General features: G+C 53.4%; 14 protein-coding genes. 1 reads left to right on the plus strand and 13 read right to left on the minus strand.

The window, feature by feature from the left end; translation table 11 throughout:
- Nucleotides 1–48 precede the first annotated feature (48 nt).
- From ACFOE0_RS21675 to ACFOE0_RS21735, 13 genes are all read right to left on the minus strand, one after another.
- Nucleotides 49–2,430 carry a class I SAM-dependent methyltransferase gene (locus tag ACFOE0_RS21675; RefSeq protein WP_248934611.1) on the minus strand — a complete coding sequence of 794 codons (2,382 nt, stop codon included), beginning with the start codon at nucleotides 2,428–2,430 and terminating at the stop codon, nucleotides 49–51.
- A gap of 13 nt (nucleotides 2,431–2,443) precedes the next feature.
- The gene (locus ACFOE0_RS21680) at nucleotides 2,444–3,169 is read right to left on the minus strand and encodes an SDR family NAD(P)-dependent oxidoreductase (protein WP_248934612.1); all 726 of its coding nucleotides are present in this window, start codon (nucleotides 3,167–3,169) and stop codon (nucleotides 2,444–2,446) included.
- Nucleotides 3,166–4,320 (minus strand): AMP-binding protein, encoded by a 1,155-nt coding sequence (locus ACFOE0_RS21685; protein ID WP_248934613.1) that lies wholly within the window; start codon nucleotides 4,318–4,320, stop codon nucleotides 3,166–3,168. Before ACFOE0_RS21685 ends, ACFOE0_RS21680 begins: the two co-directional genes overlap by 4 nt.
- 1 nt (nucleotide 4,321) lies before the next feature.
- A complete protein-coding gene (locus ACFOE0_RS21690; RefSeq protein WP_115135027.1) occupies nucleotides 4,322–4,561 on the minus strand; it encodes a hypothetical protein in 240 nt (79 codons plus the stop codon).
- Between the two features lie 2 nt (nucleotides 4,562–4,563).
- Nucleotides 4,564–5,124 (minus strand): UDP-4-amino-4,6-dideoxy-N-acetyl-beta-L-altrosamine N-acetyltransferase, encoded by a 561-nt coding sequence (gene pseH / locus ACFOE0_RS21695; RefSeq protein ID WP_248934614.1) that lies wholly within the window; start codon nucleotides 5,122–5,124, stop codon nucleotides 4,564–4,566.
- 9 nt (nucleotides 5,125–5,133) lie between these two features.
- Nucleotides 5,134–5,901: an SDR family NAD(P)-dependent oxidoreductase gene (locus tag ACFOE0_RS21700; RefSeq protein ID WP_248934615.1), complete on the minus strand. Its 768-nt coding sequence runs from the start codon at nucleotides 5,899–5,901 to the stop codon at nucleotides 5,134–5,136.
- 3 nt (nucleotides 5,902–5,904) lie between these two features.
- Nucleotides 5,905–6,144 (minus strand): acyl carrier protein, encoded by a 240-nt coding sequence (locus ACFOE0_RS21705; RefSeq protein WP_115135021.1) that lies wholly within the window; start codon nucleotides 6,142–6,144, stop codon nucleotides 5,905–5,907.
- A gap of 82 nt (nucleotides 6,145–6,226) precedes the next feature.
- Nucleotides 6,227–6,961: a glycosyltransferase family protein gene (locus ACFOE0_RS21710; RefSeq protein WP_248934616.1), complete on the minus strand. Its 735-nt coding sequence runs from the start codon at nucleotides 6,959–6,961 to the stop codon at nucleotides 6,227–6,229.
- Nucleotides 6,958–8,052, minus strand: a complete 1,095-nt coding sequence (gene pseI / locus ACFOE0_RS21715; RefSeq protein WP_248934617.1) for a pseudaminic acid synthase — start codon at nucleotides 8,050–8,052, stop codon at nucleotides 6,958–6,960. Before pseI ends, ACFOE0_RS21710 begins: the two co-directional genes overlap by 4 nt.
- On the minus strand, nucleotides 8,045–9,172 hold the full coding sequence (locus ACFOE0_RS21720) for an aromatic ring-hydroxylating oxygenase subunit alpha (RefSeq protein ID WP_248934618.1): 1,128 nt from the start codon (nucleotides 9,170–9,172) through the stop codon (nucleotides 8,045–8,047). The genes pseI and ACFOE0_RS21720 overlap by 8 nt, the downstream gene beginning before the upstream one ends.
- A gap of 24 nt (nucleotides 9,173–9,196) precedes the next feature.
- Nucleotides 9,197–10,231, minus strand: coding sequence for a UDP-2,4-diacetamido-2,4,6-trideoxy-beta-L-altropyranose hydrolase (gene pseG / locus ACFOE0_RS21725; protein ID WP_248934619.1), 1,035 nt, complete (start codon nucleotides 10,229–10,231; stop codon nucleotides 9,197–9,199).
- The gene (locus ACFOE0_RS21730) at nucleotides 10,224–10,967 is read right to left on the minus strand and encodes an SDR family NAD(P)-dependent oxidoreductase (protein WP_248934620.1); all 744 of its coding nucleotides are present in this window, start codon (nucleotides 10,965–10,967) and stop codon (nucleotides 10,224–10,226) included. The genes pseG and ACFOE0_RS21730 overlap by 8 nt, the downstream gene beginning before the upstream one ends.
- Nucleotides 10,968–10,980: 13 nt before the next feature.
- A complete protein-coding gene (locus ACFOE0_RS21735) occupies nucleotides 10,981–12,066 on the minus strand; it encodes a 3-oxoacyl-ACP synthase III family protein (protein ID WP_248934621.1) in 1,086 nt (361 codons plus the stop codon).
- 91 nt (nucleotides 12,067–12,157) lie between these two features.
- On the opposite strand from ACFOE0_RS21735, the gene ACFOE0_RS21740 reads away from it, so the two are divergent.
- Entirely contained in the window at nucleotides 12,158–13,171 is a 1,014-nt protein-coding gene (locus ACFOE0_RS21740) for a 3-oxoacyl-ACP synthase III family protein (RefSeq protein ID WP_248934622.1), read from the plus strand.
- Nucleotides 13,172–13,206 lie beyond the last annotated feature (35 nt).

Here is a 13,206-nt window from a genome sequence, read left to right on the forward strand (position 1 = left end):
TGGGGCTGGCCTTTTACTTTCTGTTTATCAATCCAGAGTGAAGCGCTGTTATTGTGGTGCTCGTTTCCAACCTCTGCTCAGCTTCAGCATGCCTGATCGGGTTGGCAGGTATTGAGGCACAATGAAACATGGCTGGCTGCTGTCCGGCAGAGATGAAGAGCAGTGGATTTGCCAGCCTTCGATGCTGTATCCACGGCTGCCCATATCAAACAACTGAATCCGACCTGCATCCAAAGGCGCTTTCAGATCAGGGAACTGCGCCAGCAGTTGCACAAAGTCACCGCCTATTCCCCACAGGGCCACCTGCTCACCACAGTCCAGCTGCTCCTGAATATCTGTATGAAGCTTACTCAATGCTTCCCTGTGCCCAGCAAACCTCTGGGTGATAGAGGCCGCAGCGGTTTGCTGCAGAGCCGATGTAAGAGGCTGACGTTCACCTGGCTTCAACAGCAGCTGCAACCTTGGAATACTGTCGGTGTGAATTTGATTGCAACTGATGCACTCAAGTCCTGCTGCCGCCGCGAAAGCCAGGGCGCTTTCTTTGGTGAAGTAGTGCAAATGCTGGCCATGAACCAGATTGGTTTCATGCAGCCGGTTGCTGTCATTGAAGCTGGCATCCGGCACTTCAATAAACATATGGCCATTTGGATTAAGCCTTGAGCCCAGTGCCGATAAAAAGGCAACCGGAGACACCAGGTGTTCCAGCACATGGCTGGCGGTGATCAGGTCAAACTGTGCTCCATCAGCAACAGACAACAACTGCGTCTGCTGGTTCAAATCACACCTCAGCCGGGGTATTGAGCCGTCAGCCCCCACAGGGTTGAAGTCGACTCCCAGGTAATCACCATCAGGATGAACTGCTGCCATCTCTTTCAGCAACAAGCCTTCACCGCAACCAAAATCAGCAATCTTGCGGCTTATCGGTAAGGCGTCGCCCATTGCCTGAACCATTTCGCGATAGGCATTGCTGCCATCGGTGCGAACCGGCCACATTTCTGGTTGGCCGCCACCAGAGAAATAGAGTGCCGCAATATCCTGCTCATTATGGGGGCGGGTGATCTGCACATGACCACAGTGATGACACTCACCGACAGGGAAGGCCAGATTTTTGCGAACAAGTTCATCACCCGATTTATCCCAGATACCTGTATTCAGGGTCTCGAGATGACGCCACTGATCTGTTTGGCACAGTTGGCAGGGGGCCGGTGTCGGCAGCGGGAAGTTATCCGGGTCATAGGGGTCAGTAACCTTGATCCCCCAATCTTTGGCCAGTGCGTGCATCTTTACCCGGGTTTCGGCCAGTGACGGCAGCAGGAATATCCTGGCTGAGGTGTCACTGAGCTGGTCGCTGCCGAGTATGGTTTTGCCGCCCAGCTGGTGGCCTGCCCACTGATAGTCGTGCAGGCTCAGTCTGGGATTGTTGAGCAAATCGACGAACTCGCTGTCCTGAAGCAGCAAATAGGCATCAGCGCCAATGCCCCAAAGGGCAACGCTGGTGTCAGGGTTGGAAAGGGCTGATTTCAACTGATCAACAAGCAGACGCCGGACATTGGCTCCGTGGCAACGGGCTGCCTCTATGTTGTCCCGAATACCTCCGTCCATGGTCACCTTGTCCGGTAACCCCTGTGTCTTGTTTCCCTGTCCCTTGCTTCCCTGTACTTTCATTAACATCTGCAGACGGGGAATATAGCCTGTGGTCAGTCTCTCCACTTTAATGGGGTCTAACCCGGCCGCTCTTGCCAGTGCAATCAGATTGGATTCACTGAAATAGTGAATATGCTGCAGGTTAATCAGGTTGGACTGTCCGCAAATCCTGTCACTCAAAGGGGCGGTGAAATCCGGGACTTCGATAAACAGCAGGCCATCTTCGGTCAGCAGCCCGGCGGCGGCTTGCAAAAAGGCGTGTGGGTCTGGCAGGTGCTCAAGTGTGTGAGACGCACACACCAGGTGTTGACTGCCCGCGGCAATAAGGCCCTGCAGATTCTCTGCAATCGCGATATTGGCGCTGATATAGTCTATGCCTTCCAGGGCGCAGCGGTCATTGAAGTCCACACCCGTGAGCTGAGCATCCGGGAACTGATGTCGGCAGGCTTTCAGCAAAGCGCCCGGGCCGCAACCCAGATCGGTAATGCTGGGATTGCCCGGCAGGAGCTCTGCAAACAATGACACCATCTGGTGATAGGGGAAGTTGCTGCCTACCAGCTGTTCATGCCAGAACACCTGCTCCTGAGGACCATGAAAATAAAGGGTTTGCAGCAGCTTCTCTGAGTATTCAGTCAGGGATTGTACATGGCCGCAATGCTGACACTGTCCGAGCGGATAATCTTTGGTGTCACGGGTCAGTTGCTTTGCGTTTGCCTGCCACACGCCAAAAGTCAAATGCTCAAAAACCTGCCAGGCTTCACGCCCACAAATACCGCACTGTGTCATACGGCCTCCTTGCTCAGTTGGTAATGCCACCATCTATGGTGAGGGTTTGCCCGGTAATATAGGCGGCGCCGTCAGACAGCAGGAACTCTATTGCCGGGGCGACATCGTTCACTGTGCCAAGCCGGCCCAAAGGTGTTCGATTAATAATTTGCGCGCGTTTACTGTCGCTCAGGGTGGAAGACATCTCTGTGTCCAGGTAACCCGGTGCTACAGAGTTGACTGTGATGCCGCGACGACCGTTCTCTCTGGCCAATGCCCGGCTGAGACCGTCCAGCCCTGCTTTTGAGGCTGAGTATGCGGCGAGCCCTGTGTAGCCGCGACTGCCGATGATGGAGCTGATGTTGATAATGCGGCCACCGCTGTTTTGTCTGAGCATCATTCTCAGCGCTTCCCTGGCCATATATAGGGCGCCATTAAGGTTTATCTGCAGCAGTTCGTCACTGTCAACATTGGGGAAGGTGGCCAGAACCCCCTCTTTGGCGATACCGGCATTATTGATAAGCCCCCACAATGGAGCTTGTGCCCACTGGCAGGCATCGCTAACAAATGTCTGGGTTTGCGTGGCATCTCCAACCTCACAGGGGAACCATTTGAAGTTGTCGTTGCTCATTTCCAGTTCATTCAGGGCATCGGAGCGGCTGCGACTGCAACCGGCAACTTTATATCCGCTCGATAGCAGAGCCTTGGTGAGTCCCAGGCCAAGTCCACGACTGACGCCGGTAACGATAATGAATTTCACGGGGTGCTCCTGATCTTCTTACCCGCCTGAGACAGCGTCAGATGGGGAGTAAATTGGATAATTCTGGGCCTGTGAGTCGGCGGCAACTGGTTGCAGAGTCGGTCGATTTCGCTTCGGGTGTCGGACTCATCTGTACCGGCAACCACTTCCAGGCAGACCAGAGCGCCGGTAATTGGGTTTGCGCGGGTATAAACCCGACAATCCACCACGCCGGGCAAGGCCATAAACTCCTGCTCCAGTGCTTCCAAATCAACCTTGGCTCCGGCCACATTGGCGATACTGTCCAAACGTCCTTTAAACAGGCAACGCTCAGACGACAGGCTGACCCTGTCTCCGGTAGCGAGCACTTGCCCATCCCGCACCAGCACCAGCTCTTCATCTTTGACTTCCAACTTCCATGGCAACCCGGGCTTCCCCAACCAGTCGGCAGGGAAACCGGCTTTGCCGTCGGCAACAGTGAATACCACGCCTGCTTCTGTTGCGGCATAGATATGTCTGATACTGGTATCGGGAAAGAGATCGCGGGCAAGTTCCAGCGTGTGCTGATCGCAAATTTCACCGCCAAAGGTGAGGCGGGTCAGTTGCGGTTTGTCATTTTGCCAGCACAGAGACATGACTCTGAATTGAGAGGGTGAAAGGCTGATGGCGTTAACCTTGTGAGTAAGGGCCAGTCTGGATTTTTGTTCCAGACTGGCACTGGTATCAGCTATCAGGGTGGCACCACTGCATACGGCTTGCAGTATCACCTGCAGGCCGGCAAAGCTCATAGGGTGGTAACAAAGTAGCCAGCGGGAGTCTGGGCTCAGGGTTTTGGTGGGCAGCAGCTTGTCCCATTGATGGAATACCAGCTTGGGAACGCCTGTTGTACCTGAGGTTTGCAGTCCTACACAGAATTTATCGGGCAGGGCGTCGGGAATGGGAGTTCTGTTGTCCCGCAGGAAAATCACCGGCTTATCAAGTTGGTGCCCCAATTTGATGGCATTGACCATGGCCTTAACCAGTAGGGGGGCTGATTCGTCATAGGAAAGGATAATTGCCTGCCTGGACTCAGCAGCTGATGTGTCTCCTGGCTGACCAGATGTCAAAGCCGCGCTGCTCCAGCGCTGTTGCTGTTCAATGCAGCGGAAACCGGCCGGGATCCATGGGTTCATATCAGGCCGCCTGGTACAGGGCTGACAGCTCATTCAGGGTCTGAAAGCCTTTAAATCCGTCTCTGAAAGGGTCTTTTCCGGTTTCCAGTTCCAGGGTGACCAACAGGGTCGCCAGATCCAGAGAGTCCATTGGCAGGTCCTGCAGAAAACGTGTTTCTCCCACGATATCAGGACAGGCTTCGCCTTTGGCGGCGATGATTTTTTCCAGTTCGGCAATAATCAGGGTTTTAATGTCAGACATAGTCACTTCCAGTCGTTGTATGCTGCCTTGATGTGTTCCAGCGAAAAGTGTTGCTTCTGGCTCTGCCAATCAGACTTAAGCTGCTCAAATACATGCACATCGTGAAACTCCCCGTTTTTGAGTATGTGTTCTTTCAGGAGACCCACAAGTCGGGTTTTGTGCAGCATCTGTATTTTCAGCACCTTGGCATTGGCGTTCATCACATAGTTGACGATCTTGTTGAGGTTCAGGCAGTGGAATACATAGTTGCAGATATAGGTGTGCAGCGTGACGCCATATTTGAGTCGGGCATCGCGCTCGTAGATATAGCTGCCGGTAGAGCAACGTTGGTTATGAAAATCTATGTCGGCAAAACACAAAAAGCCGATGGGTGTGTCATCGTCACAGATTAAATAACCGCGATAATCTTCACGCTGGCTGGCTGAAATAATCCAGTTACGCTGAGACTCAACGCTGGGGTTCACCAGATCGGTGAACATATTTTTGGTAATTTCCGGATGGGTGCGCCACTTAAGCAGTAACTCTGCGTCATCCGGCGTCATGCGCTTGAACTTCAGGCCCATATAACACTCTTAATTAGCAAGATAGGCACCTTCCACTGGCAGCGTGACCGCATTGATCCATTTGGCGGCATCACTCAATAAAAACGCTATCGCATTGGCGACATCTTCCGGTTTGCCCAGTCCCATAGGGTGCTGTGCTTCGATATGGGCGAATTGCGCCTGGGTCATATCATCCCGGGTTCGCTGCGCCATCTCGGTTTCAACCATAGCCGGAGCAACGCAGTTAACCCGGATATTGTCCCTGAGCAGCTCCATGGCCAGGCCGCGGGTGGCCGACATTAGACCTGCTTTGCTTGCGCCATAAACTATGTTTCCGGGCTGGCCAATCAGGCCTGCGATGGAGGACACCAACACGATAGAGCCCTGTTGGGCTTTGGGCCTGCGATATCTGAAACCGCGGGAAATCGCCAGCGCGCTGGCCAGGTTGGTACGCATGGTCTGGTCGAAGAATTCCGCATCAAAGCTGCGGATGCTTTTGGTGATCTGTACCCCTGCACAATGAACAAAACCGTCAAAGTGACCGTGCTCGGCAGCAAGCTGCTGAACCCAGGGGGCCAGCTCATCGGTTTGCGACATATCCATCAGGCTCAGGCTGTGGTTGTCGCCTGCCAACATTGTCAGGGTTCGGTTTAGCTCAGCCTCATTGCGGCCATGTATCATTAATCGGGCGCCGAGGGAGGCGAGCAGCACACAGGTTGCCCGGCCTATCCCGGCAGATGCCCCGGTGACCAGTATGTGTTTACCGGTCAGGTCCAGCGGATTGACTTCAGCTGTCATAAATTATGCAGCTTCTGAGAGGTGCTCAGACACCAGGCCAATCAGATCGCCCACTTTGGTGATCTCTTCCAGCTTGCTGCCCTGAATAACCAGATCGAACTCTTCGTCAGCCATGGCAATGACACTCAAAAATGCCAGTGAATCCCATGATTCCAGATCTGCCAGTACCTGATCTTCAGTCAGGGTGTCAGCGTCCAGTTCCAGTATCTCTTCCAGTGCGTTCAGAAATTCTTGCTTGTTCATACTCTTTACTCCTTAAATGACCTCTACAAATCTATCGGTCTCTCCGATAAATAAGCTATCGGCCGTTTTTTACAATGCTGAATCAGTGGGCCTGTTTCTGGATAACCGCCCGATTAAGTGAAGCGAGCTCAGGTTGGCTGTCCAGAAGCCTACAGATTTGTTGATGGTCTGCATTTCGCCAATCATCCAGTTGGGAAACCAGTTGTCTGATCAGCGTCAAATCATCAGCCTCATCAACACATAAGCGATATTTGTGCCACTCTTCCTGTCCCTGATGGACGTTTTGCAGGCGGTATCCACTGTTTGCCTGATATATCCCCAGGGTCACATGTTCTCTTTGTGGCTGAGCGTGGCATTGCTCGTGTATGGCCAACAGGGTTGCCATACAGAACACCTCGGTATCGAAACCTCTGGGGTGAAAGCCCAAATCCAGATAGCTGTAGTCGGCGTTACCCTGCTGGTGAGCCTTTACCACGGCATCAATCAACTCAGGACAGATAAGTGGGCAGTCGCTGGTCAGACGGATAATCACATCGCCTGGTTCTGCCCCGGCAAATCGGGCGGCGTCTACAAACCGCGACAGGACGTCCTGCTCTGAGCCGGAGACATATTGGTAGCCATTGGCCTGGCAGTGTTCGACCAGCGGGGCATTCTCTGCACCACTGGCAATCGCCAGCAGGTGTTGGTCAACCAAAGCGGCACGACCAACACGGCTCATATGCATATCCAGCAGGCAGGAGTCGGCAACTGGCAGGAGTATCTTGCCCGGCAGTCGGGTTGACCCCATTCTTGCCTGAGTGATGCATATCACCTTCATGCCATCTCTCCGTCATCGATGCCGTTTTGCAGGTGCTCAGCTTTCAGCGGACTGCCATAGGCAATATCCTGACTGGCGCACTGACCCAGCACCTGAGGCAAATAACGGGTATGCAGACCAAATGCCGGGCGAACCGAGCGCACATTATCTTTGGTGAAGGCTTCGCCCTGTTGAATGTCGCGGCACACATATAAAGAACGTCTGAAATCACGTCCGCCAGCTTCGCTGGGTTTGATGTCATAGTTAACCTGACCCAGAGCCGAACTGACCTGATTGCATTGGGTTACCAGAGTTGAAAACTCCTCTGGCTCCAGCGAAAAGGCACTGTCTACCGCGCCGGCGCTGCGATCTTCCACAAAGTGTTTTTCGACTATGCAGCCACCTAAAGCGATAGATGCGACGGCTGTGGCGGTGGAGAGAGTGTGGTCACTCAAGCCCACCACAGTGCCAAAGCTCTGCTGTAAATCCACCATGGTCATCAGATTGGTATCTTCCACTGGCGTGGGGTAACCACTGACACAATGCAGCAGCGCCAACTGGGTACCGCCGCCATCGCGCACGGCCTGAACCGCCTCGGCAATCTCTGCTTTGGTGGCCAACCCCGTAGACATGATGATGGGCTTACCGGTGGCAGCTATGTACTTGATCAGGTTGATATCATTGATTTCAAAGCTGGCAACCTTATAGGCGGGGCAGCCAAGTGACTCAAGCAGGTCTACCGCAGTGGTATCAAACGGGGAGGAGAACAGAGTGATATTATGCTCTCTGGCCTTGTCGAATAAGGCTTTATGCCAGTCCCACGGCGTATGCGCTTCCTGGTACAGGTCATGCAATTTACGGCCTTTCCACAGCCCGCCCTGAAGGACAAATTCAGGTGCGTCATGGTTGAGGGTGATGGTGTCTGCTGTGTAGGTTTGGATTTTTATCGCATCCACGCCCGTTGCCGCAGCACTGTCAATCAGTGCCAGTGCCTGTTCAAGTGAGCCCTGATGGTTCCCTGAAAGCTCGGCAATAATATAGGGCGCCTGGCCCGGACCAATGTGGCGACCGTCAATCTCAAGTTGTGGAGCAAATGCTGTGGGTTCAGTCATGGGCATTATCCATATCCTGTCGCCAGGCCGCGTGGAACAGGGCCAATCTCGACTCGCACTGTCCAAGCACGCCTGGGGTATCTGTATGTTGCATGTTCTTCTGGCAGGCTTCGGCCATCAGTCTGTCTTCTTCGAGAATGGTGTGATTGAAATCGGTAAAGTTGGCGACCACCGCCTTTTTGAACGCTTTCAGGCCTCGGGGAAGATCGGACTCTTGCCCCAGTGTTGCCGCGCTGCTTAACATCTGCAGACGGAAGTTAAGGTGGCAACTGTCAGTGGTCACAGGGTCATAGGTTTGTACCGACATCAGAGAACCATTGGTAATACCCACCGCCAGGTTGGGGTAGATAAAAAAGTGATTATATTCAGTATATTCTGGGTGTTGAGTTAGCTTTAACTTGCTTCTTACACCTTGCCACCACTCTTTGGGAGCCTGCTGCAGTGGCGTGTGTCCTGAGTTATGCCGCTTGTCCTGATCCAACTCGAACTCGGCTCTGGCGAGTTTTGAAAAGGTATCGGGATGAGTACCGGGTACGTGGTAAACCTCAAGGACAGTTTCTACCGCCAGTTTCCAGTTTGATTGCCACAAATACTGGCCCTGGTGGACGGGCTCGCAAAAGTAATGCGACAGGCTTTCGAGAATATTGAAATATTTTCCCAAAAAGTCCGGCAAACTTTCCCCTTCTGGGGAGAGGCGGACAAACACGAAGTCTCCTGCCTGTGCCAGTGAGAAGAGTTTGAGAGACAGTGACTTTCTGTCTGCCTCATCGAGTTTGAAGTCTGTGTTGTTCTTGGGGACGCCGGTCAGCAGACCATTCTTGCCAAACTTCCAGCAATGATAGGGACAACTGAGTGGTCGATTGCCTGACGAAGCCGTTTGCAGTCGTGCTTTACGATGGCTGCAGATATTCAGCAGTGCCTGCAGTTCGCCGTTAAAGTTCTGAACTACAACGGGAACACCGGCAATTTCCAGGGTAATGAAATCATTGTGGTTGGCTAATTGGGATGCAAACCCGACAAACAGCCAGTGCTTTTTGAAGATCAGCTCCTGTTCCTGCTGTTGAACGTCAGCATCAACATAAGTCGTGGGTAGTAACGATGGAGTGGTTATGCCAGCCATATTCCGTTTCCTTGGCAGCAGGGGTTATAGCTTTTGTTTCAACGCCTCAAGTATGCGTGAACACCCCTGAACATCAATTAATTGGCGCGCAAAGCGGCTCATATCCTGTCGCAAGCAGGGTTTGTGCCACAAATCGCTCACCTGTTCCCTTATTTGTTCCATTATCAATTGGTCCCCGGCGGCATCCTGTTGGCCATAAGTTCTGACATCCAATGCTCTGTACCAGGTATTGAGTAAAGGTGATGACAGAGCTGGGGTCTGATTATCCACGCTACACAGCGCCAGTGTTGGCACGCCCATGGCGGCGAGCTCTCCCAAAGTGCCTCCGGCCGCACTGATCGCCAGCGCCATGCCTGACATCACCTCAGCCACCCGGTCGCAATGTTCAAGTACCGTCAGCCGGGGATATTGTGCGGCAAGCGCCTTAAGTGCGGGCAGTTGTGCATGGTTAAGGCTGCCCAGTAATACTGTGATATCAGCATCCTGCAGCAGCTGACACATTGAGCTTGCCAGTGGCAGCGCCATTTGTTTGACATCGGCACCACCCAGGGTAATCAGCACGCCCTGGCGATTTTGGTATTCCACATCGGCAACCTTGCCGAACTCAGGTCGCAGCAGGGTGTAGCTGGGGCCGAGCAACAAACTCGCATCGGCGGTGCGCGGGCGATAATCCGCTTCACTCATATTGGGCGCGGGATTGACCACCAGGTCGACCGGCAGTGGATGAGTGTCTATGGCATCATCCAGCGCCAGCTTAACGCAGTTGAGTCGGGCCAGTGTTTGCCACTCTGCGGGAGACAGAAAGTAGTCATCAATGATGATGGCATCCGCTTTCATTGCTTCCAGCTGCGCAATATTAAGTGGGTCATACAGCTCGGTGAACCCGAATCCCATATCGGCTAAACGAGCCGCCATTGCCGGGTGGCAGTATTTTCCGCAAAAGCTGATGCGCCAATTGGCTTTGTCAGCCCAGGACACTATGGCCAGCATCCGCATCATATGGCCCGAGCCCAGCGTCGCTGAGCTGTTGCCGTAGCAAACCAGATGATGTTCAGGCAATCAGGTATCCTCCGTCCACCGGCAGGGTGTGGCCTGAGATATGGCTGGCTGAGTCAGAGATAAGATAAGCCACTGCCTGAGCCACCCTTTGTGGTGGTACCAGCCCCAGCGGATGTTCATCTTTCAATGCTTGCTGCTGCTCTGGATTCAGCATGGCAAATTGCTGCTGAGCCTTCGCGCCATCTACCAGAGCCGGGGCGACACAATTGACCCGGATCTGCTTGTCTGCCAACTCCAGCGCACAGCTCTGGGTTATCGACATCAATGCCGCTTTGGAGGCTGCGTACAGGCTGCGACCTTTGAGCCCCTTAAATCCGGCGACTGAGCCGATATGTACTATGGAAGCTGGCGGTGTGTGATGTTGTGGTTTGGAGAAAGCGGCTGTCAGCATCAGCGCTGCCGCAACATTGGTGTCAAAGTACTGGTGTATCTGCTTGCTTTTCATGCCCCGCAAAGGCGAATAGCCCTGATAGCTGGCACTGTGAACCAATCCGCTCAGTTTGCCGTGTTCACTGCAAAGGGATTTCATCCAGCCATTGATATCGTCCAGGGCGGTTAAGTCCATGGGGGCGATAATGTGCTCGCCGGGTATCTGAGCCTGAGTGGCCTGCAGTGCTTCTTCACGTCGGCCAACCAATATCAGTTGGTAACCGTCACCAGCCAACTGCTGACAAATCGCCAGGCCGATATCAGAGTCGGCACTGGCTCCTGTCACCATAATGAGCTTTGTTGTCATGCGTGCTCCTGAATCACTGAGCCAGTTGCAGAGGCGGGAAGTCGTCGGCAATTTCAACAATACCTGCAGGCATCTTGCCTATGTCTGCAACGATTGCACCCCAGGACCAGCCCACACCGAAACCACCCAAAAGCACTTTTTTAGGCTCTCCGTCGAAGAAATCAGTGAGCTTATGGCAAATCGCCAATGGTACGGAGGCACTGGAGGTATTGCCAAAGTCAGCCATATCAATCAGGTACTTCTCTTTGTCGATCTTGGCCTTTTTGCGCAGGTGCTCAAGAATGAAGGCGTTGGCCTGATGCATCACACACATATCCAGATCATCTGCGGTAATGTTTGCCAGTGCCAGGGTCTCTTTCACCAGCTTGGGGACCACTTTCAGGGTGAAGGAAAATACTTCTGCGCCATTGAGTTGTAATCGGGAATCTTTATAGAGGCGGTCGTGGGTTGGTTCATCCCAGCTCTCTTTTTCCGGCATGGTTGGGTGGCGGCGGCCTCCTGCAGGGACGGCAATATGTTGCCCCCCGGTACCGTCAGTGCCAAAGACGGCATAGGAATCAGGCCAATCCGGGTCAAACTCCAGTGCGGTTGCCACTCCGGCGTCGCCAAACAGTGGTTTGGTGCCTCTGTCTTCAGGTAACAGGTGGCGACTTGAGGTGTCACCACACAGCACCAAAGCCCGCCTGCCGCTGGAACTGTTCAGCAGCTGGCTGGCAATCCAGGTGCCGTAAATAAACCCGGAACATCCCAGGCTCACGTCCAGACAGGCAGCGGTCCTGGGAAGGCCCAGACGATGCTGCATCAGGCAGGCTGTGGCTGGCAGAGCATAGTCAGCGTCCTGACTGACATAAATCAGCACATCAACGCTGGAGGCTTCCCACCCCAGATTTTCCAACAAACTCTCTGCGGCAGCCAGGCACATATCGGATGCGCACAAATGGGTCGGCAATATACGACGACTGTGAATGCCGGTGCTGGCATAAACCTTGTCTGCTTCTTCCTGAGTGAAAAACTCCGGGGTTTCGACATAGGAATGTCGGTGAGGCGGCACAGCGGCTTGCATACCCGCTATCCTGACTGATTTGATAATCGCTTCCATACTCTTCCCCGAATATTAACTGCCTGAAATGATTGGTTTAAACTATAACATTGCATAATATAGCTTGAAAATCACTCCCAGAGGGGGACAAATGGCCATCATTCAAACATCCGGTGTGCAGATAACAGGCATTTGCTCAGTACTGCCCGGTCGCTATGTGCCTAACACCGATCTGGCCGATGTGATCGGCGAAGCTGACATCCAGAAAATTATCGATAGTACAGGTATTGCGGGCCGACGTATAAGCAGTGGCGAAACCGCACTGGCCATGGCACGGCAAGGGGCCAGTGAGCTGCTGAGCGAGTTGAACTGGGCCCCTGATTCGGTTGGCCTGTTGATGATGGTCACCCAGTCTGCAGACTTTCCCTTGCCCGGCAACGCGGTGCAACTGCAACATCAGTTGGGGCTGGATAAATCAGCCGCCTGTTTCGATGTCAACCTGGGGTGCTCTGGATTTGTTTATGGACTCTGGCAGCTCACCTCTTTGCTGCAGGGCATGAATTGTGAACGTGCTTTGCTGGTGGTAGGTGACACAACATCCCAGCAGATCGCCGATGATGATCGGAAAGTTGCGCCGCTGTTTGGCGATGGTGTCAGTGTGATTGCCGTTGAAAAACAGGCCAATGCCGCGCCAATGACCTTCACTCTGGGGACCGATGGTGCAGGTGCGCCTTATCTGATCCAGCCTAATGGTGGTGCGCTTAACCCAGACAAAGCGCCTGCGCTGTTTATGGAAGGGACTCAGGTGTTTGTGTTTACCCTGCGAGAAGTCCCCGCCTGTATCAAGACTTGTCTGGATACCCATGGTTGGTCGACCGATGAGTTGGATTACCTGGTGCTGCACCAGGCCAACAAGATGATGTTGACCCGGCTGGGTGACAAGGTGGGGGTAACCGGTGAACGCCTGCCGATGGACTTTGAACAGATAGGTAATACCAGCAGCGCCTCAATTCCGCTGGTGATGACTGGCACGCTGGCTGAAAGCTTGAAGAATGGCGAAACCAAAATTCTGGCATCAGGATTTGGTGTTGGCTGGTCATGGGGAAGTGTGGCTATGACAATTTCCCATTTGAAAGTGTGTAAAACGCTGAGCTTTTCCTCCTAAGAAATGATTACGCAGCCTGTGGCTGAGTAACCCTT

It is taken from the genome of Shewanella submarina (assembly GCF_042646185.1).
Classification (GTDB): Bacteria; Pseudomonadota; Gammaproteobacteria; order Enterobacterales; family Shewanellaceae; genus Shewanella; species Shewanella corallii.